We start from the raw sequence: 25,344 nt of genomic DNA on the forward strand, positions 1-25,344 counted from the left end.
TTTAAAATGTATGAATGTTTATAATAATTCTTTTAGTTTCCTTTCTAACTGATCACCTCTTAAGTTTTCTGCGATAATAGTTCCTTTTTTATCAATAAGGAAATTATAAGGTATTGCGTTAACACCATATAACAGAGCGGGAAGAGATTTTTCTGCTTTTAAATCACTTGCTTGAATCCACGGTAATCCATCTTTTTCAATAGCTTTTAACCAATTATCCTTTCTAGCATCTAGAGATACTCCTAAAATTTCAAAACCTTTATTTTTATAAGAATTATATGTTTTTACAAGATTTGGATTCTCTTTTCTACAAGGGCCACACCATGAAGCCCAAAATTCTACTAATACATATTCGGCTTTTATATCAGATAYTTTGATAGGTTGACCATCAGTTTTAGGTAATTCGAAGTCCACATAAGAATCTCCTACTCTTGGTTTTTCAGGTAATGAAAGAAAGTTATTGATATCAACTCCTTTTGATAACTGTTGCAGATTTGGATTTAAAGAATTATAAAGTTCCTGTACTAATTCTTTATCCCAACTTGTTTTATAAATATTTAAAATATTTAGACTCACATGAGAATTTGGAAAATCTTGAACAAACTCAACTTCAATATCTTCCATTTTTGAAAAAATTGCTGTTTGGGCTCTTATCACAGAGTCTCTAGTCTCTTCTGAAACTTCAGCATAACGGTATTTTTTCTCTATCCAGTCTAATAACTTATTCAGGCTATCGGTTTTCTTTTTCAAAATATTTTGATCTTTTTGAATAGGTCCTCCTTTTACAATAGCATCTTTGAGATTGCTCGTAGTGGTTGTTACACTAATCCTTTCATTTTCAACCCAAAGAAAGGCGGCTCCATTCTCTTTAAAATCTTTGGTTTGTAATACAATTTGTTTCGGTTCTTTTAAATTACCCTCAAATGAAAATTTATTATCTATGATATATGTAGAATCAATAAAACTTCCTGCTTCATTAATATAAACTTTAGTGCTATCTTCTATTCCTGTTATTTCACCTTTAATAAGATATGTTCCTTCTTTTAGGACTGTCATTTCTTTTTGATCTTCTTTACAAGAAAATATGGTGAAAAGGATGACAAGTGATGTAAATAAATAGGTAGCTTTCATGTAAATAGGAGTTTGATGTTACGTTTATTCATTGCTTAATATATCAAATATTGCTGATCTAGAAGATAACCATGTTTGGTTATACTGTGTTAAGACTTTTAATTTTTTCTAATCCAATCCATTCATGTTTAATATTTTTCATTAAAAGTGCATTATCAAATTTTACAGAACCTTTTGGGAAAAAATTTTCATTCTCAAAAAAACTAGATTGCACTTTCTTTACTTCTAAAAGTGATACTTTCCAGTTATATGCTTTGAGTTCTAGTCCATCAAAATCATTTTTGTCTGGAGAATAACCGATGGAGCCTTTTTCGAAAAAATCTGAGACACAATTTAGATTTTCAAATACACTTTCTTTGTTCCATTCATCTGTTTCAGAAGCTTCAATTGATAAAGTAGTGGAGTCATCACTAACAAATGCTACATTATAATTTCCATCAGATTCATGAACCTTAAATTCAGCAAGGTGATGAACTCCAGGAAAAATAGTTCCTCCAGCTAGAGAATTTAATTTTGAAGACGTATCTCTCCTTGGGATGTAAACACCTTCTTTAGTTTTTCCATTTTCATTCCATTCTACTGCTATTCTATGAGCTCCATTCTCTGAAGAAATTCCAATCTGTTTAGGTAATCCTTTAGGTCTAATTTCTTTTAATCTGATCAGACATATTCCAGCGATACCTTTTCCATTAACGAGCTTTGGTTTAAATGGTTCTGGTAGATAATTTTCTAAAACGTCTTTGTCAACTTGATAGTTAATAAGAATCCGCCTGTCAATTATTCCTTTTATTTTAGGTATTTTCATTTCTTGGTAATTATTACTAACATTTATGATCATCTTTCAGATCAAATCCTCTAACGAAGACTTAATGTTCGTTAATAAATTTCGTTGGATCTAAGTATCCTTTTGTATTATTAGAATATCCTGGACCAATATCCATAAAGATATCATCTCTAATCTCAAAGTGCAAATGGGCTAAATAGATACCGTCTGCATTACCAATAGTACCGATCAATTTTCCTTTGGTAACAAAATCTCCTATACGAACTTTAATGGCATCGCAATGTGCATATACAGATTCGTAATATTTGCCTTTGTATTTATGAATTATACGGATTACATTTCCCCAACCGCCACCAATATCATCGGCAAATGATACATATCCATTGGCGATGGAATATATAGGATCTCCAAGATCTGAATTTCCTCCACCTACACCATTCCAATCATCTCCTAAATGTTGATTTACCTGAAACTTCTGAGCATTATAATATCCTTTGGCATTGGGTTTTCCTACTGGGAAATCAAAGCTTTTGGCTACAAACTCTGGATGTTGAGCAAAAAGTGAGTCATACTTTTTAAATTTATTTTGTAACTCTTTTGTAGGGTAATACTGTTTTGAATAGCTTTTTAAAGTTGTAGTTTCGGTAAATAAAAAAGTACTTGCCCAAATAAAAACAACATATAAAATAGTTTTCATAGGCAAGTACTTTTTATAAGAATAGGTGCTTTATGTTATATAAACTGTTTAGCTACTTTCTCAGCTTTTCGACTTTCTGAGTAATCATAAAAACCTTCTCCACTTTTTACTCCAAGCTTACCTGCCATTACCATATTCACTAATAATGGACAAGGAGCATATTTTGGGTTTTTAAATCCATTATACATTACATTTAGAATAGAAAGACATACATCTAATCCTATAAAATCTGCTAATTGCAATGGTCCCATTGGATGTGCCATACCTAACTTCATAACCGTATCAATTTCAGATACTCCGGCAACTCCATTGTATAAGGTTTCAATAGATTCATTGATCATAGGCATCAAAATTCTATTCGCCACGAATCCTGGATAATCATTAACTTCTACAGGAACTTTGCCTAAGGTTTTAGACATTTCCATAATAGTATTTGTTACCTCATCAGAAGTGTTATATCCTCTAATAATCTCTACCAATTTCATAATTGGCACAGGATTCATAAAATGCATTCCTATTACCATTTCAGGTCTGTTTGTAACTGCTGCTATTTGAGTTATCGAAATAGATGAAGTATTAGTAGCTAAAATGGTATCATCAGGACAAGCTTCGCTCAGTTCCTTAAATATGTTGAGTTTTAATTCTACATTTTCGGTAGCAGCTTCTACTACAAGTCCTGCATATTCTACTCCTTCTTTGATATTGGTATAGGTAGATATGTTTGCAAGTGTTGCTTCTTTATCGGCTTCAGAGATTTTCTCTTTAGCGATCATTCTATCTAGGTTCTTAGTAATTGTCGCCAACCCTTTATCTAAAGATTGTTGAGAAATATCAATCAGTTGAACTTTAAAACCTTTTTGTGCAAAGGTATGGGCAATTCCATTTCCCATTGTTCCTGCACCGATTACTGCTATGTTTTTCATGTGTTATAGTTATAATTATTCACTAATAAATAGTGAATGAGATGTTTGTTTATGCTTTTTTATTTTGTGGTTATAGGTATTATTAGTTGGATTAGTTGGTTTTGTCTTAAAGCCTATTTTTAATCTTTTTGAAGATGCTTCCCATGACCTATGAACTGTCAACTAATAACTAATTAAAACACTCAATTATTTTTAATGCTACTTCTAATGCTTTTTTACCTTGAGTAAGGGAAACAATAGGTGTTGTGTCATTTTGTATAGCTTCTGCAAACGTGTCTAATTCGTCTAATATGGCATTATTAGATGGTATCTCAGGATTGTCAAAATAAATTTGCTTTTTTACTCCTTCAGCATTTTGTAAAATCATATCAAAATCACCTGGATTTTCTGGAGCATCCTTCATTTTAACTACTTCGCACTTTTTCTCAAAGAAGTCAACAGAGATGTAAGCGTCTTTTTGAAAAAATCTAGCTTTCCTCATATTTTTAAGAGAGATACGACTAGCGGTTAGATTGGCAACACATCCATTTTCGAATTCAATTCGTGCATTCGCTATGTCGGGTGTTTCACTAATTACAGAAACCCCACTAGCACTTATGTTCTTAACATCAGAGTGCACCACACTAAGAATTGCATCTATATCATGGATCATCAAATCTAATACCACAGGTACATCTGTTCCTCTTGGGTTAAATTCTGCTAGTCTATGCGCTTCAATAAACATAGGATTGACTATTTTATCAGCAACAGCTGTATAAGCAGGATTAAAACGTTCCACATGTCCCACTTGGCCTTTTACATTATGAGTTTTTGCTAACTCTATAAGTTTTTCAGCCTCTCCAACGGTATTTGTTATGGGTTTTTCGATGAAAACATGCTTTCCAGATTCAATGGCTTTTTTTGCTACTTCAAAATGAGCAAATGTTGGCGTAACGATATCTACGACATCAACTGCATCAATTAATTCTTCAACAGAATTAAAGAGCTGATAACCGAATTCTTCAGATATTGCTTTTGCTTGTTTTTCACTGGAGTCATAGAAACCAACGAGTTCATAATTTTCGGATTGTTTCAGGAGGCGTAAATGAATTTTACCTAAATGTCCTGCGCCAAGTACTCCGGCTTTGAGCATAATTAAAGATTTTACACAAAAATAGTATTATTTATAAATTTTAAATCTTAATTCTATCTAAAATAAAAAATAATCAGTTTAATGATAAAATTGTTCTTTATTCTTTAAAATCTTTATGTAATTTTAGTGCGTTAATCTACCCTAATGAATTCAAAAGATACGCTAAAACACGCCGGAAAAAGAAAGCAATTGGTTGATATACTAATTGGTAAAGGAATTAAGGATACGTTTGTTCTTGATGCTATTAATAAAATTCCTAGACATTTGTTTATGGATTCTAGTTTTGGTGATCATGCTTATCAAGATAAAGCTTTTCCAATTGGAGCAGATCAAACCATCTCACAACCCTACACAGTGGCTTTTCAATCTGAAYTATTGCAAGTCGAACGAGGTGATAAAGTTTTAGAAATAGGAACAGGATCGGGTTATCAGACTGCTGTTTTATGTGAATTAGGATGTAAAGTATATAGTATAGAAAGACAGCAGGAACTTTTCAAAAAAACAAAGTTGTTTCTTCCGAAATTGGGTTATAGACCAAAGCACTTATCATTTGGAGATGGGTATAAAGGTTTAGAAGAGTTTGCTCCTTACAAAGCTATTATCGTTACAGCTGGAGCGCCATATGTTCCTAAACCATTGTTAGCTCAATTAGAAATAGGAGGTAGGCTAGTAATTCCAGTAGGAAATGATCCTCAAATAATGACGCTATTCGTTCGCAAGAGCGATACTAAATTCGAAAAGCATGAATTTGGTGAGTTCCGATTTGTACCTTTATTAGAAAACAAAAATTAAAAAGCTAAAACAAAATATAGAAAAGATTACTTATAATTTTTTTTGATTCTATCTAGTGCGCGTTTATTATCTCTGTCTTTGATAGTCTCGCGCTTGTCATAAAGTTTTTTACCTTTAGCAAGTGCTATGTCCAGTTTAGCTAATCCACGATCGTTCACAAATAATCTTGTCGGAATTATTGTGAGTCCAGAATTTTTAACTTCTTTTTCAAGTTTTTTTAATTCTTGTCTATTTAATAATAGTTTTCGTTCGCTTTTTGGATTATGATTAAAATATGTAGCATGAGAATACTCTTCTATATGCATATTAATTACAAAGAGTTCTCCACCATTATGAAACTCACAGAAACTTTCTGCAATACTGGCTTTTCCTTCTCTGATAGCTTTAATTTCCGTGCCGGCTAGTTTAATTCCAGCGGTATATTTATCCAAAAATTCATATTCGAACTTGGCTTTCCTATTAAGTATATTGATTTTGTTCTTATTCATGTGTTGCTGCAAAAGGTTTGCGAGGTGTACAAAAATACAAAAGCTTTCTATAAAAGAAAGCTCTGTAAATTATATTATATGTTAGAAGTTACTAAGGTTCTTGGAATTGTATCGTTGCTATTTTTCCTTCAGCATTTAATTTTAGCTCCATAACCAGACTGATATTATCAAAAGCAGCCGTATAACTATTAATTCCTTCAGCAGATTCTATAAAAGTTATCGTATTTAAATTTCCAAACTGAGAATGACATCCTTTTATGAAACGTGTAACTCCTTCTTTGGTCATTTCTTCTTGCATTTCACTAGAATACAAGTCGAAAACAGCATCTATATTTTGTGCATTAAAATTTTCTTGAAAAGCTTTGGTTGCTTTTTCGTAGGCTGCCGCATCTTGTGCTATAATTGGTTGCGCAAGAATACTAACTAAAAGTAATAATATATATTTCATGGTATTCATAGAATTTAGGGACTGCAAATTAATTATCTTTTTGAAGATTCAAAAAAAATATCCTTAAAATTAGAGGTTTTGAAGAAAGTTTTTCTCTAAAAAGTTGACTTAAATAAATGTGTAATTATTTCCATGTGTAGCAGGTAAATTACATTTATTAGTTTAACAAAATTGTTACAAATATTGAAGGTGTAAAAAGTATTTTAGCCTTCAAAAGTAAATTTATAGATTTATGAAGAAGTTTGCGGTTTTATCGGTAATAGTATTGTTGATGTCCTTTACGACTATATCAATAAATCAATATTCTGCTCAAGAGATCATAGATAAAGCAATAGAAAATGCTGGCGGATCAAAGTTTGATAAAGTAGGTATTCGTTTTACATTTAGAGGAAAAGAATATAGTAGTATTCGGAATAATGGAAACTACCAATTAGAAAGAAAAATATTTGGTAAGGAAGGTATTGTGCATGATGTTGTTAATAATAAAGGGTTATCACGATCAATTGAAAATTGCAACATAAAAGTAGCAGATTCTTTGATTACCAAAATTAGTGATGGCGTAAATTCTGTACATTATTTTGCTAATTTACCATATGGATTGAATGCTCCTGCGGTGAATAAGGAGTTAGTTGGTGAATCCACAATTAAAAATGTTTCATACTATAAAGTCAAAATAACTTTTAATCAAGAAGGAGGTGGAACTGATTTTGAAGATGAATTTTTATATTGGATTCATAAGGATAATTTTACTGTAGATTATTTGGCTTATAGTTATGCTGTTGATGGAGGAGGAATCCGATTTAGAGAAGCATACAATTCCCGAATCATCAAAGGAATTCGCTTTGTAGATTATAATAATTATAAAACGGATGACATGTCTACTCCCTTATCGAACTTGGATAAACTTTTCGAAAAGGGAAAATTAAAACTATTATCTAAAATCGAGCTTGAAGATGTATATGTATACGATGAAAACTATGTGTATTAATTGAAATTAAGTATCATATCCGACACTTTATCATCTTGAAGTGTTATGATAAACAATTTGCTATATACCTTTTCATCTATACTTTGATATTTTTCTTTTCCGATAATTTTGTTGACTAATGTTGGCGTAGAATTACTATGTCCAACAATTAAAGAAGTTTTACCTTTAGTTATTTCCTGAAATGCTTTGTCATATATTTTTCTAGGATCATATAATTCAATCTCTATTTTTCTGTCTTTGGCTAAAGGTTCTGCAGTTTGTAATGTTCTTTTATAATTTGTACTATACACCTTATCTATATGGATGTCTTTTAAAATAGCTACCAGATTGTTCGCTCTTTCTTTTCCTTCTGTAGTAAGATTCGGGTTTCTATTGCTGGGATCGCTAAGATCTTTCTCAGCATGTCTAACTAATATATAAGTGGTGATATTATCTTTCGGACTGTCTTGACTGTATCCGATAAAAGTAAAAATACAAAGTGCAAAAAGTACTATTCTAAATTTCATATCTAAGTAATTAATTTTTTTTTATTAACTCAAGTAGTATAAGTTGATTTATTTGTTTTGAAACGGGACTGAAATTATTATCAGCTATTAAAATTAAGGATTGATTTCCATTGGACAAAATTGGTCCTAAAGTAATCCCTTCAATATTGTCTACAATATGATTTGTTAATTTTGATCTAACGGATTCAAAATCAAAAAGTAGTTGTTTTTTGGCTACTTGATATTTTTGATTTTTCAGTTTATCAAAACCTAAAGTATTCGTAGCATTTTTTAGATCTGCAAGATATAATCTCACAGTGTTACCTTGCGTACCATACCCAGCTGCATATCCACGTTCTATGATTATGAATTTGTTTTTTGATAATTGTAATAAATCAGTTACACCATTAACGCCAAATTTTTCTTTAGGATCTTTCGTTAATTTATCTAAAGGATATGTAAATTGGAAATCTGTTTTTCGTGTATTTATATCAAAATGTGTAATTCTAACTGGTGCTCCAGAACTTTGAAAAGTAGGTTCTTTACCATCTAGTTCCAAAGGAAGTTCCATAGATATCCAATATCCACTATTACTAATATCTGGAGCTAAGCCTTCAAACACTCCATTATGTCTTGGTGTATTTTCTGAATTTTTATTTACTAAGAAATAGGAGGGAAGCTTAATGTTTTCTAAATAATTTCCTAGGCTATCAGTAATAAATACAGAAGGGTTGTAATCCTCTTTTATAGATCCTTCACTTGTAAATATGAGTTTGTTTTCTTCAAAAATCCTAATTGCTTCTAAATCAATAATAGTATTTTTTAAAAATAGCTGGTTTGTATCCTTTATTTCTGTTAATTTATTGATTTTTAAGTTATTAATTTTGTTGTTGTGTAAAGAAATTGTTCCTTCATAATATCTCGGTTTGTGTGCATCATCACAAACAAAATAATAGGAGTCTTTCTTACTGTGATATGTTATACCAGATAAACCTCCAATTTTAGATCCTGGAAAAATAGTATCATTATATATCACATATTCATCTAAATAATTGACTTCGTACTGTTCTGTAGTAACTTCTGAAATAGTGCTACAAGAAATGATACTGATCGTTATGAATGAGCTAATTATGCTGTATATAAAGGTTTTCTTCATCCTATTATTTACTAATAAAGCCTCTAATATAATTTATTAGAGGCTTTATCTATAAGAGTTAAGATATATTTTACAAATCTATAACTTTACGAATTTCGTAGTAGCACTGCTATTATTAGCATTTACCTGTAAAATATAATTACCCGTATTGAGATTAGAAATATCTACTTGTGGATTGTCTTTATTGATCTCTTTAGAGAAAATTGACCTTCCTGTCATATCGAATACAACTATATCTTCAATGATAACAGATGAGCTTATAGAAAGCATATTTTTAACAGGATTTTGCTGTAATGAAAGTTTCGTATCTCCAATTGCAAAGTCATCAAGGCTTAATGTTTGCGCTCGTGAAAGTATATGATTTCTAATAAATATTCCAGAAGTTGTAAGACTTCCGTTTAGAAGACCTTGCAATCCTTGGTTAGGACTTACTACACATGAATCTTCATTTTTATGAGATACAGTCCAGTTTACGTAGCTAATATTATTCTGAATCATAAAGTCTATCCAAACTTKCGATTCTTGTGGATTGTATCCTCCATTTCCGCTAGCATCTGTAGTTCCCCATTCCGTTACAAACAGTGCAATCCCATTATTCATTGCTGAAACAGCTCGATCTCTAAGGAATTGTTGATGCGTATTTGCATAAAAATGTAATGTATATGCTAAATTAGGATCTCCAACAATAGGATCAGCAGCAGCGATATGTACATCTTGAGACCAAGTTGGACTTCCTACAATAATTAGATTATCAGGATCTTTTGACCTTATACCTGCTATTACTTCTTGAGCATAGCTTTTTACTTGACTCCAAGATTGATTGATAGGTTCATTATAAATCTCATAAATAACATGATCGTTAGATCCGTATAATTCTGCCATTTCAGTAAAAAATGCTACTGCTTCATCTTTATAAACTTCTGCAGCATGCGTATGCCAATCTATAATGACATAAACACCCTTGGCGATAGCAGCGTCAATCACTGTTCTTATTTTGGCTTTTTGTGCAGCAGTGTTGTCGATATATCCCATGCCACCATCCCAATCTTCTTTAACTCCTAAAGCAGCTCTGATTATTGGGTTTTTCCAGTCGTCTGTAAGATGATTAACGGTTTGACTATTGTAAAAATCACCACCATCACCAGCATTGCTCCAAAAGAGACTCATTCCGGCAAGACTAATTTTATCACCATTTTCTGCAGTTACATGACTACCATTTACTTGTAATCTACCGTATCGCTCAACAACAGTTTGAGCTTGCATTGTATAATTGAAAAAAACAAGTAAAAAGAAGGTGCAAGCTAAGAAAGAAAGTGGTTTTTTGATTGTTTTAGATGTTTGTAAGTGTGTAAAGTTTTGTTTCATGATTTGTGTGTTTGAGACATTAATAAAACTGGTTAACAATATCTCCAAATAACGAAGTTAATTTCTATTTAGTATAGAATATCATCGATTTTGTAAAAACAAACCTCCTAAACTATCAAAACTAATTTTTCTCTTTTAAAAACTTAAAAAGATGGCTAGGTAAAAGAATATACAGCCTTATTTCTTAGGATGTAAGAAATAAGGCTGTAGTTACTAATTTATATTTTCAGAGTCATTTAAATTTGTTATTCAAACACTCCTAATTTCCAGGCAACTATGGCCATGGATAAGATTGCTATTATAAAAAATACAATAAAAAAGTATGAACTTCTCTTCTTGTGAGAGGAGCCAAGATTGTCAGAAGTTTTCATAAATGGTTAGATTTTGTTGATTGATGTTATTTATAAGACTGCTCTCGAAAGGATATGTTACACTTTTTGTGGTTTAAATTCTAAAATTCTTTCATTAAATGAAACAGCTTTTAATGGATTTACGATTGAAGCAAATAATCCCATCAGTTCATCCGTGTGATTCCAACGTTTTTGTTTTAATAAATTAAAATGTACGAAAGAGCTCCACATTACAGCTTTCAATTCCGTTTTGTCATGATTCCACATACGAATTTCTACATGTAATTCGTTTTCTGTAAAAGAGAAAAGCTGAGAATCAATAACAATGTCTTCCATTAAGAATGCGGGACGTAAATATGCAATTTGATTACTGCCTACTACCCAACTAACACCTTGGGTTTGCGCCATTTTGAAAAGATCTAAATTGTAATTATTGATGATCTGATCTTCTCTAGCATTAATCATATAATTAATATACTCAGCATTATTTAAATGATTAAATGGATCACAATGTTGAAATCTGATTTTAGCTTTGCTTTCTAGTGTTTTTGGTAATGTTGTCATAACTTTTTTGGTTTTATACCGATCGGTATATTTTGGTTTAAAAAAATATTATAATTTTAATTCAGTTTGTATCATAGTATCTATCTGATCCATAGTTTGTAATAAATAACTATTATCTTCCATAGTGTGGGTCATAAAAATAGCCCCAATGATCATGGTGTATAACCTTTTAGAATATAACAAAGAATCTATTCCTATTTTGATTTCTTCAGATTGTTTTCCTTGATCAATAAGCGCCGCAAGATTGCTTTGTATTTTGTTTATAGTATACTGAACATAGTTAAAAAGCTCTCCATTTTGATGTTTGGCATCTACTCCCATGTTAAGTACTGGACATCCACCTAATTCTTGGCTATAATTGTAATAGTTTCTATAAAAATCAGTGATTAGAAATAATTTTCGAATTGGAGAGTCACTTAAAGATTGATGTTCAGTAATACGTCTAAGCATATTTTTTACGGTCATAGTAAAGGCAGCGATTGCTAATTCTTCCTTATTTTTAAAATTTCCATAAATAGCTCCTTTTGTAAGACCTGTTGCCTTGGTTATATCACTTAAGCTAGTGGCAGCATATCCATTTTTATTAAAAATAGGTGCAACTGTTTCAATAATAAATTCGGTTGTTTTTTCTGCTTTTGTGTACATACCACAATAAAAATATAGTCGAATATACTTAAAATATACCAATCGGTATATTTTTAAAAAGGATTTAACATAATTTAGTAACTTACTAATATATTTTCTGTTCGTTTTTTTAATAATAAGATAACTTTAAAAACTACTTATTATGATTATATTGCTATGCTAATATTTTGTGGTTGTGAATAAGAATCTATCAACTGCTTTTTCTTACCACTCGAATAAAAATTGAATACATGAAAAATCTCTACTTTCTCATTTTTGCTTGTTTCTGTACTAAATTTTCCTTTGGGCAATTGGTCATTAATGAATTAGATGCTGATACTCCAAGTACAGATACACAGGAATTTATAGAGTTAAAATCTGATACTCCCAATTTTTCCTTAAATGGATTCGTTTTAGTTCTATTTAATGGTTCTACAAGTGGGGGAGACTCAAGTTACTTTACACTAGATTTGGATGGTTTTACAACGGATGAGAATGGGATTTTTTTGATAGGTGGCCCTGAGGTTTCTCCAGTTCCAGATTTCTTATTATCCGAAAATACAATTCAAAATGGAGCAGACGCAGTTGCAGTATATATAGGTAACAGTTCAGATTTTCCAGAAGGTACTGTAGCAACTACTACAAATTTGTTAGATGCATTAATTCATGATACTGATGATGCGGATGATATGGGGCTCATGTCTCTATTAGGACTTACTGAACAAATTAATGAAGACGAAAACAATAATAAAACTACTGAATCAATTCAGCGTAATAATGATGGAACGTATACTGTAACCACGCCAACTCCTGGAGCATTAAATGATGGTAGTGGAATTCAATTTAATGGAATATTAATATCCACTGCTAATGAAAGTTATGATGAAGGAGATACAGTTGATATTATTTTGACAACAGAAACAAATGTTACTACTGACATAACATTTGATATATCGATTACCAATGGAACTTTTACAACTTCGGATTATTCTGGCAGTACAATAGTAACAATTCCTAACGGAACTAATACCGCTACGAATACTATACAAATTATTGATGATGCTGATGATGAAGGTGATGAAGTGATGAAAATAACTTTCGGAATGATTCCTTCAGGTTTTAAACGTTTAAATGATAATAAAGAACTTCGAATTATTGATAATGATTTTGTTGTTTCTTCATGGGGAACACCGTTAAATCCAACGTATGGAAATGTAACGAATACGGCTCCTACAGATTATTATAACTCCATTGAAGGGTTATCAGATGCGGCTTTGGTGCAGGGAATCCAGGATATTATTGCGGATCCTACGGTAGTCAGAGCACATACATACACAGATGTTATAGATATTTTGAAAATGGCTGATCAGAGCCCTTTAAATAGTAATCAGGTTTGGTTATTGTATACTGAACAACAGCGAGCTAAATTAGATTTTCAATCGAGTGGAGGCAGTAATGTTGGCAAGTGGAATAGAGAGCATACCTATCCAAGATCACGTGGTGACTTCAATAGTATAGAAGCAGATGATATAGCGGATGGGATTAATATTTTTACTGTTACAAGACCGGATTCTTTAAGGCATGCTAACTCTGATGCACATGGATTAAGAGCAACAGATGGTCCTGAAAATAGCTCAAGAGGGAATCAAGATTATGGTGAATATAGTGGCCCTAACGGAAATCAAGGAAGTTGGCAAGGAGATGTCGCCAGAAGTATCTTTTTTCTTACGGTACGTTATAATGGACTTGACGTGGTAAATGGAAATCCAGATAATAATACAGTAGGACAATTAGGTGATTTGGCAATTTTATTAGATTGGCATAGAAATGATCCTCCAGACGATTTTGAAATGAACCGAAATAATATAATCTATACTTGGCAGCTGAATCGAAATCCATTTATAGATCAACCCAATTTAGTAGAATATATTTGGGGTACTAATATAGGGCAACCATGGTCAAATACGCTATCAGTTCAGGATAATATAAAACCAGAGTTTACTATATATCCTAATCCAGCGAAAGATTATATTACACTTATAACCAATGGTAAACAAGGAAGATTGGAGATTTTTGATACTTTAGGTAATATATTAATCGCACAACCTTTTTATGAAAATACAAAGATTGATTTAAACCTTTCTACGGGAGTTTACATTACTAGAATATATTATGATCAGATATCTGAAACTAAAAGAATTGTAGTAGAATAAAAGAATTAGTTTCGACCGAGACTTCCATAAATTACATCATCAGATATTATTTTTGCAATGCTCCTTGGAAGATCGCAAGTATCTACCATATCCATATCTTGATACTCTAATAGTATGGCATATTTCTCAAGAACTTTGTTGGCATTTTCGCAATCCGTGTTCTTGTTTCTTACATAATTCGTCTTAGGGTTTTTACTTCGATTACTTCGTGTTTCGAAGTCTTTGAACTGGCACTTGATCGGCAATAAATTATAAAAGTAAAACCGCTCTTCTAAAGTAAGTACAACATTCACTTTTTTAATTTTCTTCTTCTTTGAACGTTCATAATCTTTATAACGAACTTTGTGTTTAGAAAATTCAAAAAATAATTCATCATCCCAAACATAATATTCGTCTTCATAAGTAACTCTACCTTGAGTGTATTTATGTACAATATGTTTCAATTCTCGACTATTATAATAAAAAGTAATAGAACCTTTTTCTAGTGATTCCTGACAAGTATAATCCGTATGTAATTGTCTAAGTGTATTCGTATCTATTAGCTCTCGAATTAATGAATATTTATTTTTAATATCGGCAAGAATTTCTTTCTTGTTTTGACCATAAGTCAAACTAAAAGATAGAAGAAAAACGTATAGTATTAAAGTTGGTTTCATTACTTCGCAAGTTACTTAAAACTTGAGCTGGTGTAAGAAAAATTTATCAACTATGTAAGAATATATCTGTTGATAACTACGGTAAAACCGTAAAAACATAGTGTTTTGATAGTTGAAAAACTTTGAAAGTATCTTTTTTTTCTAATAAAAAAGGGCAGATTTTATGTGAAATCTGCCCTTTTCGCTTCTTTTTTTAAGAAATACAATCAATTATAACACTAGGTTTGTTTGATTTCTAAAAACTAAATTATCATCAAATTCATCTAATAATATGATACTTTCCGTAGATATTTTTCCTGCAAGAATTTCTTTAGAAAGCGCATTTAAAACTTCTTTTTGAATTGTTCTTTTTACAGGTCTAGCCCCAAATTCTGGTTGGAATCCTTTTTCTGATAAAAACCTTATTGCTTCTTCTGTAGCATCTAAAGTTATGTTTTGCTCTGCCAACATTAAAGAAACATTTTTTAATTGCAATTTTACAATCTCTTGAATGTTTGTTTTTGTCAATGGAGTAAACATGATAATATCATCAATTCGATTTAGAAATTCTGGACGTACGGCTTGTTTTAAAAGCCCTAAGACATCAATTTTAGCACTTTCCATTGCAGTATCAATATCTTTTACAGCTTCGAACTTCTCCTGAATGATATGACTTCCTATATTACTAGTCATAATAATAATGGTATTTCTAAAATCAGCAGTTCTTCCTTTGTTATCCGTTAATCGACCTTCATCTAATACTTGTAAAAGGATATTAAATGTATCAGGATGTGCTTTTTCAATTTCATCTAGTAGTACTACAGAATAAGGTTTTCTTCTTACAGCTTCTGTTAATTGTCCTCCTTCATCATATCCAACATATCCAGGAGGAGCACCTACTAATCTACTAACTGCATGTCGTTCTTGATATTCGCTCATATCAATACGCGTCATTGCACTTTCATCGTTGAAAAGATATTCTGCTAAGGCTTTAGCCAATTCTGTTTTACCAACCCCAGTAGTTCCTAAAAACAGGAAAGAACCTATTGGTTTTTTTTGATCTTGTAATCCAGCACGACTTCTTCTTACAGCGTCACTTACTGCCTGAATCGCTTCAGCTTGTCCAACCACACGTTTTTGTAACTCTTTTTCAAGAACCAAAAGTTTTTCTCGATCGCTTTGCAACATTTTTGTAACTGGAATCCCAGTCCACTTAGCCACTACTTCAGCGATATCATCATTAGTAACTTCTTCTTTTATTAAAGAAGATTTATGTTGTTGCTGATTTAATTGTTCTTGTAAAACCTCTAAATTCTCCTGAGCATCTTTAATTTTCCCATAACGTAACTCAGCTACTTTTCCATAGTCTCCGTTACGTTCTGCTCGCTCTGCTTCAAGCTTGTATTCCTCAATAGCTGTTTTTGTATTCTGAATGGCATCTACAACTTCTTTTTCGCTTTGCCACTTAGAGAAAATCTCATTTCGTTCTTCTTTAAAATTCGCTAAATCAGCATTTAAAGATTTTAACTTAGAAGCATCATTTTCACGTTTTATAGCTTCGATTTCAATTTCTAATTGCATGATTTTACGATCCAATACATCTAACTCTTCAGGCTTTGAATTAATCTCCATTCTAAGCTTAGAAGCCGCTTCATCCATTAAATCAATAGCTTTATCTGGTAAAAACCGATTTGTAATATACCGCTGAGAAAGCTCAACCGCAGCAATAATTGCTTCATCTTTAATTCTTACTTTATGATGTGTTTCATACTTTTCTTTGATTCCTCTAAGAATAGAAATTGCACTTTCTGTATCTGGTTCATCCACTACTACTTTTTGAAAGCGTCTTTCTAATGCTTTATCTTTTTCAAAATATTTCTGATATTCATCTAAAGTAGTGGCACCAATAGCTCGTAGTTCTCCTCTTGCTAATGCTGGTTTTAAAATGTTTGCGGCGTCCATAGCTCCTTGACCACCACCAGCTCCCACAAGTGTATGTATTTCGTCAATGAATAGTACAATATCTCCATTACTTGACGTAACTTCTTTTACCACAGCTTTTAAACGTTCTTCAAATTCTCCTTTAAACTTGGCTCCTGCAATTAATGCTCCCATATCTAAAGAATAGATTTGTTTATCTTTCAAATTTTCAGGGATATCACCTGCTATAATTCGATGCGCTAATCCCTCGGCGATAGCTGTTTTTCCTGTTCCAGGTTCTCCTACTAACATTGGGTTGTTCTTTGTTCTTCTGGATAAAATCTGAAGAATTCTGCGAATCTCCTCATCACGACCTATAACGGGATCCAATTTACCATTTTCGGCAAGTTCATTTAGGTTCTTAGCATATTTACTCAAGGATTGATATGTTTCTTCAGCGCTTTGCGAAGTAACTCTTTCTCCTTGTCTAATTTCGTTGATTGCTTCTTTTAAATGTTTTTCAGTTACTCCTTGATCTTTTAATATTTGACCAATTTTGCTTTTTGATTTGAAAATAGCAATGACTAGATGCTCTATCGATACAAACTCATCATCCATTGATTTAGCTATTATGCTTGCTTCATTAAGAGATCTTCCTGCTTCTAGAGATAATTGCATGTTTCCACCATTTACCTTAGCAAAACTTTCTAAAGTACTATCTAATACTTGTTGTAAAATAGTAATGTTGACATTTAATTTTTTTAATAAAAAAGGAAGTACATTTTCATCCACATTAAATATAGCTTTAAAAATATGTTCATTTTCTATTTGCTGGTGGCCATAGCTTTGTGCAAGCTGTTGAGCTTGTTGTATCGCCTCTTGTGATTTTATAGTGAAATTATTGAAATTCATAATTTATTCTTTTGTTTTATCCTCTAAAATCAAATAGTATTCCTTCCATAAACAAGTGTCAAAATGTCTTGAAACCTCTTGGTTTATATGACGTTTTGTCTTTTTTGTATTGTCTGTAATTCATATCAAGATAATTCAATTTATGGAAAACATCATTTCAGTATCATAACATTTTACAAGTAATAAACTCTAGGTACTTTTTTAAATATTTCCTATAAGTTAACATATTCTCAATTAATCTAGACGAATTCTAGTTTTAAACTTTATGGCTTTTGATAAGTGATATATTTCCGACGAAAATTGGAAAAGGAGGTTTATTTGATCATTCGAAGAAATTTCCAAATAAAACAACTAGACATGGACGCTTTGAAACAAACTTTTATAGTATGCTTTTTCATGCTATTTTTATTAAATGGAACTATTTTTTCAAGAGATATTTATGTAGCGATTGATGGTGATGACGGGAATAATGGTTCTATAAATAATCCCTACAAAACAATAGCTAAAGCGGCATCTGTTGCCGTAGCTGGAGATATTGTTTATATAAGAGAGGGTACATATGAAGAAATACTGAAACCTTCAAATTCTGGTGCTGCTGGTAATCCAATTATTTTTACTTCATATCCTGGCGAAAAAGTGATCATTTCTGCTATGCAATCATTAAGTGGATGGACAAATGATTCTGGATCGATTTACAAAACCACTATAAATTTTGAATCTTTAGGGCAGGAGAATTTTGTAATGAATAGGAGTACTGCGTTGGATCTTGCTAGATGGCCTAATAATACAGATGGTGAACCTTTTACATTAAATTCTTTGCGTAATGATAGTGGAAGTGGACCAGATGTAGTAAATAATGCTTTTTTAACCTCTTCACAAATTCCTAATATTGATTGGACAGGTGGTTCGGTATTCTTTTATGGAGATAAACCAGGTTCTGGTTGGATTGCTTGGAAATCTTTTATCACTTCAAGTTCTGCTGGAAGAGTAAATTTTAATCTAGATAAAAACCCAACTTGGATTAGAACTTTTCATGCTCCAAGGGATTTGGGTGATTTTTATCTGGAAGGCGTAAAGGCAGCTCTGGATTATCAAAATGAATGGTGGTATAATGAAAATACGAAAGAACTATTCATTCAATTACCTAATGGAAATGCTCCTCAAGACGGTATTGTTCGTATGAGAAAGCGAAGATTAACAGTAGATCTAAATGGTAGAAGTTTTATTGAAATTAGAAACTTGGCAGTATTTGGAGGAGCTATTGAATTAAAAAATAATTCTAATAACAATAAGTTATTTGGTATTTCTTCTTTTTATGGAAATCATACACAAGGTATTTTTAGAGGATTCAATGCAGGCAAACCAAGTGTAGAGGTTAATGGTTCTAGAAATGTAATAGAAAAATGTGAAATAGGATTTAGTGCTGCTACTGGTATCCGCTTGGGTGGACAATTTAACGAATTAAAAAACTCCTACATTCATGATTTTAATTATCTGGGTTCATACGATGCGCCTTTAGTGGCAAGAGGAGGAACGGATAATAAAATTATAGGCAATACCATCTTCAATGGCGGACGTGATGGAATTAACTTTAATGGAAATCGCTGTGAAATAGCATATAATGATGTGTATAAAAGTAATTTGATTGCTGATGATTGTGCTACATTTTATACCGTTGGAGGTCCACAAAATACTGAAATACATCATAATTGGTTTCACGATACTGCTTCAAGAGGTTCTAAAAATAAAGCAGCTGGTATTTACTTAGATAATGATGCAGAAGCATTTTCTGTACATCATAATGTAGTTTGGAATACAGAATGGACTGGTATTCAAATTAATTGGGATGGAAAGGATATTGATGTATTTAATAATACATTTTATAACAACTCTGATGAGATGGGAGCATGGCATAAAGAAGGTACCTCTTTTACTAATGTCAAAGTTTGGAATAATCTGGGGTTCAAAGGAGAATGGGAACCTCAATCTGATAAGCAAAATAATATCGTAGTAGGAGCAGATTCTTATGTAAGTGTTGCGAATGGAAACTTTAACTTAAATCAAGGATCTGCAGCAGTTGATGCAGGAAGAGAAATTATAGGTATTACCGATGGCTATAATGGAACTAATCCAGATGCTGGTGCGTATGAGTTAAATGGTGATAATTGGGTAGCAGGCATTGATTGGGACATTACCTTAGGACCTAATGGATTAGGGTGCTACGGATTACCAGGAGAAAACGAAAATTGTGTTCAAAATTGTACCAATCCTACCAGTTGGTATGCAGATACCGATAATGATGGTTTGGGAGATGAGAATAATATGATTTCAGCCTGTTCTCAACCAAATGGATATGTTTCTAATGCAGACGATGAATGTCCTTCAGATCAACTTAATACTTGTACCATTTTACATAATATACCTGGTATTTTAGAAGCAGAAGAATATACAATTGAGCAGGGAATACAACGAGAAACGACAACTGATGTAGGTGGAGGAATGAACATTGGGTATATCGAAAATAGTGATTTTACGGAGTATCAATCTTCTGTAGAAAATACAGGACCTTATGAAGTTTCTTTTAGAGTTGCTTCTGATTCTCAAGGAGGAACTATCAATATTTTGAGTAATCAAACTGTAATAGGTATGGTAGATGTACCAAATACAGGAGGATGGCAAAGTTGGCAAACAATAAATACTTCTGTAAACCTAACCTCAGGAAATCAAAATATTAGACTCTCTTATAGTGGAGGAAATGGTTTTTTATTTAATATAAATTCTATTGAATTTTCATCAACGGTTTTATCTATTGATGATTTCGATGTAAAGGATTTAGTTATATACCCAAACCCTGCAAAAACATCCATATCTATTTTAGGTTTAAAAAACGAACATGAATTTAAGATAACCGATCTTACTGGAAGAGTAATAAAGAAAGTAACCCTTTCTGAACAGATCACAAAAGTTGATGTTTCAGAGCTAAATAGTGGTTTATATATCATTACAGAAAATAAAACCAAAGCAGTTTTAAAGTTTATCAAATCATAATTAATTGATTATATATTTGTTTTATTGGTATAGCGAGTTCGGAAATAGAACTCGCTATTTTATATAGTAGTAATTGGGCTGTAATTTTTAGTATTTTTGCACGACTCAACAAAATAAAAATTGCATGGGATTATTCGGAAAATTATTTGGATCAGAAGACAGCGAACCTAAGGAAGAAAAACAAGCATTACCTTGGCAAGAATTGAAGTCTTTAGATCAATTAGATACAATAGCAGACGCTTCAAATGTAAAAACACAAGCGATTTTTAAGCATTCTACTCGCTGCGGAATAAGTAGAATGGTTATTAAAAATTTTGAAAGTGGTTTTGATGTTTCTGAAAATCAGGTAGACTTGTATTACCTAGATTTATTAAATCATAGAGACATTTCTTCTGAGATAGCGGCTAAGTTTCAAGTGTATCATGAGTCTCCACAATTTATTGTTATAAGAAATGGAGAAACCGTTTATCATGCGTCACATAGTTCTATAGACCCTCAGGTATTACATAAGTTTATCTAGAGTGGTTGTATATAAACCAGTAGAACTGAAGAAGGTTCAAAATGGAAATCGACCATATATTCATATTTTCAAAAAATAAAGGAAAAGAAGCAGATGATCTAGTTAATTTTGGTTTTGTAGAAGGAAGTAACCGGATTCATAAAGGACAAGGGACTACAAATCGAAAATTCTATTTCAAAAACTTCTTTCTTGAGGTTTTATGGGTTGTGGATCAAAATGAAATTCAGAATGATACTACTTCACCAACAAAACTATGGGAACGTTCTCAATTTCATCAAAACAGATATTCTCCTTATGGATTATGTTTGTTAAATTCAGAAAGCACAGACCAACTTTTTGAAAAAAGAGAAGTATACCAACCGGATTATTTCCCTAAAGGAATGTCAATTGATATGATCCCTAACAATGACAATCCTATATTACCATGGACTTTTAGGCTTCCTTATAGAAATGAAAGAAAGGAAAGCAATGAACCTAAAATACATTCAAACAAGATTATAGCATTAACCAAAGCTGAATTTGAAATTAATACTTCAGTAATTGATGATGCATTTACCAGTTATTTTGCTCAAATTCCAAACATATCCTTTATATCAAGTAATAAAACTCATTTAACTCTCGAATTTGATCATCGAATACAAGAAAGAGAAGAAAGCTTTTCCGAATTAGGACTCACTATAAAGTATTAATAGATTTTTATAATGTTCTCCTAAAATCTATATCTCGTAATAATTCCTTTCAATTTATTTTTTAAATCTTGTCCAGAATCATAAACCATTTGTTCATTAGTAGGAAATTGTACCGCTTGTAACCCTAAATACCTTATTAAATCGTCATCTAAGGCACGTTTATCTCCATTGTAGTTTGCATAGATATGTTCAAAAACATATGTACTTGATAATGGAAAAGCATCTAATAATTGTTTTGTATTAAGGTCTCGATATTGAACATTTCCAACTACTTGTGCTTCTTTGAATTGCATAAACTCATAGTATTCACATCTTACCGTTACCATTTTATCTACTTTTATCTTTTTGCCTTCTTCATCTAGTACAAAATCATCATTTTCATCTAATAGATATTCCCAACCATCTTTTATTAATTTTTCTCTTTCTAATTGTCTTTCTCTAATTTGTTCCGGAGATATGTTAATTTCTCTAAAAGAGACTTCCATGAGATAATCATATTTTATAGTACGTTGCGGTTCATTGTGATATACCGTCCATAAATCATTCAATCCATAAGTGCTAAAGTTTAATAAATCATCCTCTAAGCGTCTAGGAATAATAACATTCGTGTTGTTTTTTAAACTCACTTTTACAAAATCTGTACCTTTAAAATGAGCCTCTTCAATAAGGTCATTAGTATTCTTATAATCTGGATTGATTTTATTTAAATACACTAAGTCATCATATACTTTTCTATAATCACCTTTTCTTCTGGCTTTGGAAAGTAATGACTTTGCACTGTCATATAGATAGGTAGTTAATTGTTCTTTGGTATTCAGAATTCTATCATCATAATTATCAAAGGTGAAATTTGCATTACGTCCTTGTTCAACATGAAACAAAGGCAATAAAGGTCTTATTCGTTCTTGTCTTCTTTTTAGCGTATTATAAGAATTATAAATACGCTCTAGATTGGCAGGATTTCCTTCTTTTTCCATGAAGGTAATAGCATTCATATCTCTATCAACAGCTTTTGCAAAAGCCTCCTCTAAAATCAAGATATAATCTTGTTTTCCTTTTTTATTCTTGTTGGTTTTTAATTTACTAATGGAAGTATTAATCGCTTGATCGTAATTTCCTGTATTCAACGCAGTAAAAGTCTTTTTTTTACTTCCACATGAAGAAGCGACTGCGATAATTAAAGATAAAAGTAGTATTCTTTTCATAATTTCATACGTTTGGGGGACACCTATTCAATTTTGATGCCAAAAGGTAACAAAAAAACCTCAAAGTAATCCCTTCGAGGTTTTTATAAAATTTTTTTATTGGTATTATTTCTTAAAAACAGGAAGTAATTTAGTGGATACTTCTCCAAATCCAATTCGCACACCGTTTTTATCACAATGACCTCTCATGATTACAGTATCGTTATCTTCTATGAACTTGCGACTTCCACCTTCTTCTAGTTGTACAGGTTTTTCTCCTCTCCAACTAAGTTCTAACATAGATCCATAAGAATCAGGAGTTGGCCCTGAAATGGTTCCGCTTCCCATCATATCACCAGAGTTTACAGGACACCCATTGATTGTATGATGTGCTAACTGTTGCGACATATTCCAATACATATGCTTAAAATTACTTTTACAAACAACAGTTTCTTTTGCTTTTTCCGGTTGTATTGCAACTTCTAAATGAATGTCAAAACTTTTATTTCCTTTATATTGTAAATAAGGCAGTTGTTCTTTTATTGGTTTTGGACCAGCCACACGATATGGTTCAAGAGCATCAAGTGTTACAATCCAAGGAGATATTGAAGATGCAAAGTTTTTAGCTAAAAATGGTCCTAATGGAACATATTCCCATTTTTGAATATCTCTGGCACTCCAATCATTGAATAATACTAGACCAAAAATATAATCTTCAGCTTCATCTATTGGAATTGGTTCTCCTAATAGATTGGCATCCGTAGTAATAAAAGCCATTTCTAATTCAAAATCCACTAATCTTGAAGGTCCAAAAATTGGTTTTTCAGTTCCGTTGATTAATTTTTGACCTTGTGGTCGATGAACAGGAATCCCTGAAGGAATTATAGAACTACTGCGCCCATGATATCCTACGGGTATATGCAACCAATTTGGTAATAAGGCATTATCAGGATCTCTAAACATAGTTCCTACATTGGTGGCATGTTCAATACTACTATAGAAATCAGTATAATCACCAACGGTTACTGGTAATTGCATTTCTATCTCATCCAATGTAAAGAGTACAATTTTACAATGTTCTTTATTCTTTTTTAAAGTATCATTTTCTGCATCAAAAATTTCTGCAATTCGATTACGTACTAATCGCCAGGTTTTTTTACCATCAGAGATAAAATCATTCAAGGAATCTTGTAAAAAAATATCATCTGTAAGAGGAATTCCTTCAAAATAACCTAGCTGATGTAATGCACCTAAATCTATTGCCGTATCTCCAATTCTGGTTCCTATGGTAATTACGTCATCTCTGGTTAAAAAGACACCAAATGGTATATTTTGAATAGGGAAATCAGTATTGGCAGGCGTATCGATCCAAGTTTTTCTATTTGGGTTATTTGYTGTTATGGGCATTATCGTTTATTTAATAAGGTGTTGGTACTTCTCGTGATCAAATATATAATAATAGAACGTTTTTCATATTTTATTTCTGTGAAAGTTAACTAAAAAATGTGATATTTTTAATTGTGGAGAAAATGTTGATATTTATTGCTATTCCGTAGATTTATTTTATGGAATGTTCCTATTTTTGGGGATCTATTTATAAATAATATATCATGCAACGCGACGAGCAGATTTTTGACTTAATTCAGGACGAAAAAGAGCGCCAGATTAACGGATTAGAGTTGATCGCTTCAGAGAATTTTGTAAGTGAACAGGTAATGGAAGCGGCCGGTTCCGTATTAACTAATAAATATGCAGAAGGATATCCTGGTAAGCGATATTACGGAGGTTGTTCTGTAGTGGATGTGGTGGAACAAATTGCCATTGATCGTGCTAAAGAATTATTTGGAGCAGAGTATGCCAACGTGCAGCCACATTCTGGATCGCAGGCAAATACTGCTGTGTTTCATGCATGTCTTAAGCCAGGTGATAAAATATTAGGATTTGATCTTTCACATGGAGGGCATTTAACACATGGATCTCCGGTAAATTTCTCTGGTAAACTATACAATCCAGTTTTTTACGGAGTAGAGAAGGAGACAGGAAGATTAAACTATGATAAAATACAAGAGATTGCTACTGCAGAAAAACCACAATTGATTATTGCAGGGGCATCTGCTTATTCTAGAGAGATCGATTATAAAAGATTTAGAGAGATCGCAGATAGCGTTGGTGCAATTTTATTAGCGGATATTGCACATCCAGCAGGATTGATTGCTAAAGGAGTTATTGCAGATCCAGTGCCACATTGCCATGTAGTTACTACAACTACTCATAAAACATTAAGAGGACCTAGAGG

The 25,344-nt window shown here is 32.0% G+C and carries 24 protein-coding genes; 7 read left to right on the forward strand and 17 right to left on the reverse strand.

The genetic code is table 11. The features are described 5' to 3' along the window. Nucleotides 1-18: 18 nt before the first annotated feature. The 5 genes from GBO31_RS18695 to GBO31_RS18715 form a co-directional block, all read right to left on the reverse strand. Nucleotides 19-1,131, reverse strand: a complete 1,113-nt coding sequence (locus tag GBO31_RS18695; protein WP_219009989.1) for a TlpA disulfide reductase family protein — start codon at nt 1,129-1,131, stop codon at nt 19-21. Nucleotides 1,132-1,210: 79 nt separating this feature from the next. Further along, a complete protein-coding gene (locus GBO31_RS18700; RefSeq protein WP_219009990.1) occupies nt 1,211-1,936 on the reverse strand; it encodes a DUF2071 domain-containing protein in 726 nt (241 codons plus the stop codon). A 61-nt stretch (nt 1,937-1,997) separates the two neighbouring features. After that, complete coding sequence (locus GBO31_RS18705; protein ID WP_219009991.1) at nt 1,998-2,612, reverse strand: M23 family metallopeptidase; 615 nt, start codon at nt 2,610-2,612, stop codon at nt 1,998-2,000. 35 nt (nt 2,613-2,647) lie between these two features. After that, on the reverse strand, nt 2,648-3,535 hold the full coding sequence (locus GBO31_RS18710; protein ID WP_219009992.1) for a 3-hydroxybutyryl-CoA dehydrogenase: 888 nt from the start codon (nt 3,533-3,535) through the stop codon (nt 2,648-2,650). A 169-nt stretch (nt 3,536-3,704) separates the two neighbouring features. Beyond that, entirely contained in the window at nt 3,705-4,667 is a 963-nt protein-coding gene (locus tag GBO31_RS18715; protein ID WP_219009993.1) for a Gfo/Idh/MocA family protein, read from the reverse strand. A 144-nt stretch (nt 4,668-4,811) separates the two neighbouring features. On the opposite strand from GBO31_RS18715, the gene GBO31_RS18720 reads away from it, so the two are divergent. Next, nucleotides 4,812-5,459, forward strand: a complete 648-nt coding sequence (locus GBO31_RS18720) for a protein-L-isoaspartate(D-aspartate) O-methyltransferase (protein WP_219009994.1) — start codon at nt 4,812-4,814, stop codon at nt 5,457-5,459. A 26-nt stretch (nt 5,460-5,485) separates the two neighbouring features. Here the strand turns inward: GBO31_RS18720 and smpB are convergent, their stop codons facing one another. Beyond that, complete coding sequence (smpB, locus tag GBO31_RS18725; protein WP_219009995.1) at nt 5,486-5,947, reverse strand: SsrA-binding protein SmpB; 462 nt, start codon at nt 5,945-5,947, stop codon at nt 5,486-5,488. Nucleotides 5,948-6,038: 91 nt separating this feature from the next. After that, complete coding sequence (locus tag GBO31_RS18730) at nt 6,039-6,395, reverse strand: DUF3887 domain-containing protein (RefSeq protein ID WP_219009996.1); 357 nt, start codon at nt 6,393-6,395, stop codon at nt 6,039-6,041. Nucleotides 6,396-6,627: 232 nt separating this feature from the next. Between GBO31_RS18730 and GBO31_RS18735 the strand changes: the two genes are divergently transcribed. Continuing rightward, the gene (locus GBO31_RS18735) at nt 6,628-7,383 is read left to right on the forward strand and encodes a DUF6503 family protein (RefSeq protein ID WP_219009997.1); all 756 of its coding nucleotides are present in this window, start codon (nt 6,628-6,630) and stop codon (nt 7,381-7,383) included. On the opposite strand, the gene GBO31_RS18740 is transcribed toward GBO31_RS18735, so the two are convergent. The 6 genes from GBO31_RS18740 to GBO31_RS18760 all read right to left on the reverse strand — a co-directional run bounded on the left by GBO31_RS18740 (nt 7,380) and on the right by GBO31_RS18760 (nt 11,948). Next, nucleotides 7,380-7,889 carry a SixA phosphatase family protein gene (locus tag GBO31_RS18740; protein ID WP_219009998.1) on the reverse strand — a complete coding sequence of 170 codons (510 nt, stop codon included), beginning with the start codon at nt 7,887-7,889 and terminating at the stop codon, nt 7,380-7,382. The two genes, GBO31_RS18735 and GBO31_RS18740, sit on opposite strands and share 4 nt — an antisense overlap. A 10-nt stretch (nt 7,890-7,899) precedes the next feature. Beyond that, entirely contained in the window at nt 7,900-9,024 is a 1,125-nt protein-coding gene (locus tag GBO31_RS18745; protein ID WP_219009999.1) for an esterase-like activity of phytase family protein, read from the reverse strand. 78 nt (nt 9,025-9,102) lie between these two features. After that, nucleotides 9,103-10,389, reverse strand: a complete 1,287-nt coding sequence (locus tag GBO31_RS18750; protein WP_219010000.1) for a cellulase family glycosylhydrolase — start codon at nt 10,387-10,389, stop codon at nt 9,103-9,105. A gap of 245 nt (nt 10,390-10,634) precedes the next feature. After that, nucleotides 10,635-10,760 (reverse strand): hypothetical protein, encoded by a 126-nt coding sequence (locus tag GBO31_RS27235; protein WP_281422474.1) that lies wholly within the window; start codon nt 10,758-10,760, stop codon nt 10,635-10,637. Nucleotides 10,761-10,817: 57 nt separating this feature from the next. After that, on the reverse strand, nt 10,818-11,303 hold the full coding sequence (locus tag GBO31_RS18755; protein ID WP_219010001.1) for an acyl-CoA thioesterase: 486 nt from the start codon (nt 11,301-11,303) through the stop codon (nt 10,818-10,820). A gap of 48 nt (nt 11,304-11,351) precedes the next feature. Continuing rightward, complete coding sequence (locus GBO31_RS18760) at nt 11,352-11,948, reverse strand: TetR/AcrR family transcriptional regulator (RefSeq protein WP_219010002.1); 597 nt, start codon at nt 11,946-11,948, stop codon at nt 11,352-11,354. 230 nt (nt 11,949-12,178) lie between these two features. On the opposite strand from GBO31_RS18760, the gene GBO31_RS18765 reads away from it, so the two are divergent. Beyond that, nucleotides 12,179-14,140, forward strand: a complete 1,962-nt coding sequence (locus tag GBO31_RS18765; RefSeq protein ID WP_219010003.1) for an endonuclease — start codon at nt 12,179-12,181, stop codon at nt 14,138-14,140. Nucleotides 14,141-14,145: 5 nt separating this feature from the next. On the opposite strand, the gene GBO31_RS18770 is transcribed toward GBO31_RS18765, so the two are convergent. Both GBO31_RS18770 and clpB read right to left on the reverse strand, forming a co-directional pair. Beyond that, nucleotides 14,146-14,796 carry a hypothetical protein gene (locus GBO31_RS18770; protein ID WP_219010004.1) on the reverse strand — a complete coding sequence of 217 codons (651 nt, stop codon included), beginning with the start codon at nt 14,794-14,796 and terminating at the stop codon, nt 14,146-14,148. A gap of 210 nt (nt 14,797-15,006) precedes the next feature. Next, nucleotides 15,007-17,607, reverse strand: a complete 2,601-nt coding sequence (gene clpB / locus GBO31_RS18775) for an ATP-dependent chaperone ClpB (protein ID WP_219010005.1) — start codon at nt 17,605-17,607, stop codon at nt 15,007-15,009. Nucleotides 17,608-17,964: 357 nt separating this feature from the next. On the opposite strand from clpB, the gene GBO31_RS18780 reads away from it, so the two are divergent. The 3 genes from GBO31_RS18780 (at nt 17,965) to GBO31_RS18790 (ending at nt 21,864) form a co-directional block, all read left to right on the forward strand. Then, nucleotides 17,965-20,655, forward strand: coding sequence for a carbohydrate-binding protein (locus GBO31_RS18780; RefSeq protein WP_219010006.1), 2,691 nt, complete (start codon nt 17,965-17,967; stop codon nt 20,653-20,655). Between the two features lie 124 nt (nt 20,656-20,779). Continuing rightward, entirely contained in the window at nt 20,780-21,175 is a 396-nt protein-coding gene (gene ytxJ / locus GBO31_RS18785; RefSeq protein WP_219010007.1) for a bacillithiol system redox-active protein YtxJ, read from the forward strand. Nucleotides 21,176-21,216: 41 nt separating this feature from the next. After that, nucleotides 21,217-21,864 (forward strand): hypothetical protein, encoded by a 648-nt coding sequence (locus tag GBO31_RS18790; protein ID WP_219010008.1) that lies wholly within the window; start codon nt 21,217-21,219, stop codon nt 21,862-21,864. Nucleotides 21,865-21,884: 20 nt separating this feature from the next. Here GBO31_RS18790 and GBO31_RS18795 read toward each other — a convergent pair whose 3' ends face one another. Further along, nucleotides 21,885-23,069, reverse strand: a complete 1,185-nt coding sequence (locus GBO31_RS18795) for a hypothetical protein (protein ID WP_219010009.1) — start codon at nt 23,067-23,069, stop codon at nt 21,885-21,887. Nucleotides 23,070-23,174: 105 nt separating this feature from the next. Next, complete coding sequence (gene fahA / locus GBO31_RS18800) at nt 23,175-24,455, reverse strand: fumarylacetoacetase (protein WP_219010010.1); 1,281 nt, start codon at nt 24,453-24,455, stop codon at nt 23,175-23,177. A gap of 203 nt (nt 24,456-24,658) precedes the next feature. Between fahA and GBO31_RS18805 the strand changes: the two genes are divergently transcribed. Further along, a partial coding sequence (locus tag GBO31_RS18805) for a serine hydroxymethyltransferase (protein ID WP_219010011.1) occupies nt 24,659-25,344 on the forward strand: 686 nt, incomplete at its 3' end.

This window comes from Aquimarina litoralis, from assembly GCF_019295435.1.
Classification (GTDB): Bacteria; Bacteroidota; Bacteroidia; order Flavobacteriales; family Flavobacteriaceae; genus Aquimarina; species Aquimarina litoralis_A.

Bases quoted from the DNA above. Each gene is read 5' to 3' on its own strand.
- GBO31_RS18700 (WP_219009990.1), bottom strand. From the start codon at position 1,936: ATGAAAATACCTAAAATAAAAGGAATAATTGACAGGCGGATTCTTATT.
- GBO31_RS18705 (WP_219009991.1), bottom strand. From the start codon at position 2,612: ATGAAAACTATTTTATATGTTGTTTTTATTTGGGCAAGTACTTTTTTA.
- GBO31_RS18710 (WP_219009992.1), bottom strand. From the start codon at position 3,535: ATGAAAAACATAGCAGTAATCGGTGCAGGAACAATGGGAAATGGAATT.
- GBO31_RS18715 (WP_219009993.1), bottom strand. From the start codon at position 4,667: ATGCTCAAAGCCGGAGTACTTGGCGCAGGACATTTAGGTAAAATTCAT.
- smpB (WP_219009995.1), bottom strand. From the start codon at position 5,947: ATGAATAAGAACAAAATCAATATACTTAATAGGAAAGCCAAGTTCGAA.
- GBO31_RS18730 (WP_219009996.1), bottom strand. From the start codon at position 6,395: ATGAAATATATATTATTACTTTTAGTTAGTATTCTTGCGCAACCAATT.
- GBO31_RS18735 (WP_219009997.1), top strand. From the start codon at position 6,628: ATGAAGAAGTTTGCGGTTTTATCGGTAATAGTATTGTTGATGTCCTTT.
- GBO31_RS18740 (WP_219009998.1), bottom strand. From the start codon at position 7,889: ATGAAATTTAGAATAGTACTTTTTGCACTTTGTATTTTTACTTTTATC.
- GBO31_RS18745 (WP_219009999.1), bottom strand. From the start codon at position 9,024: ATGAAGAAAACCTTTATATACAGCATAATTAGCTCATTCATAACGATC.
- GBO31_RS27235 (WP_281422474.1), bottom strand. From the start codon at position 10,760: ATGAAAACTTCTGACAATCTTGGCTCCTCTCACAAGAAGAGAAGTTCA.
- GBO31_RS18755 (WP_219010001.1), bottom strand. From the start codon at position 11,303: ATGACAACATTACCAAAAACACTAGAAAGCAAAGCTAAAATCAGATTT.
- GBO31_RS18760 (WP_219010002.1), bottom strand. From the start codon at position 11,948: ATGTACACAAAAGCAGAAAAAACAACCGAATTTATTATTGAAACAGTT.
- GBO31_RS18765 (WP_219010003.1), top strand. From the start codon at position 12,179: ATGAAAAATCTCTACTTTCTCATTTTTGCTTGTTTCTGTACTAAATTT.
- GBO31_RS18770 (WP_219010004.1), bottom strand. From the start codon at position 14,796: ATGAAACCAACTTTAATACTATACGTTTTTCTTCTATCTTTTAGTTTG.
- clpB (WP_219010005.1), bottom strand. From the start codon at position 17,607: ATGAATTTCAATAATTTCACTATAAAATCACAAGAGGCGATACAACAA.
- GBO31_RS18780 (WP_219010006.1), top strand. From the start codon at position 17,965: ATGGACGCTTTGAAACAAACTTTTATAGTATGCTTTTTCATGCTATTT.
- ytxJ (WP_219010007.1), top strand. From the start codon at position 20,780: ATGGGATTATTCGGAAAATTATTTGGATCAGAAGACAGCGAACCTAAG.
- GBO31_RS18790 (WP_219010008.1), top strand. From the start codon at position 21,217: ATGGAAATCGACCATATATTCATATTTTCAAAAAATAAAGGAAAAGAA.
- GBO31_RS18795 (WP_219010009.1), bottom strand. From the start codon at position 23,069: ATGAAAAGAATACTACTTTTATCTTTAATTATCGCAGTCGCTTCTTCA.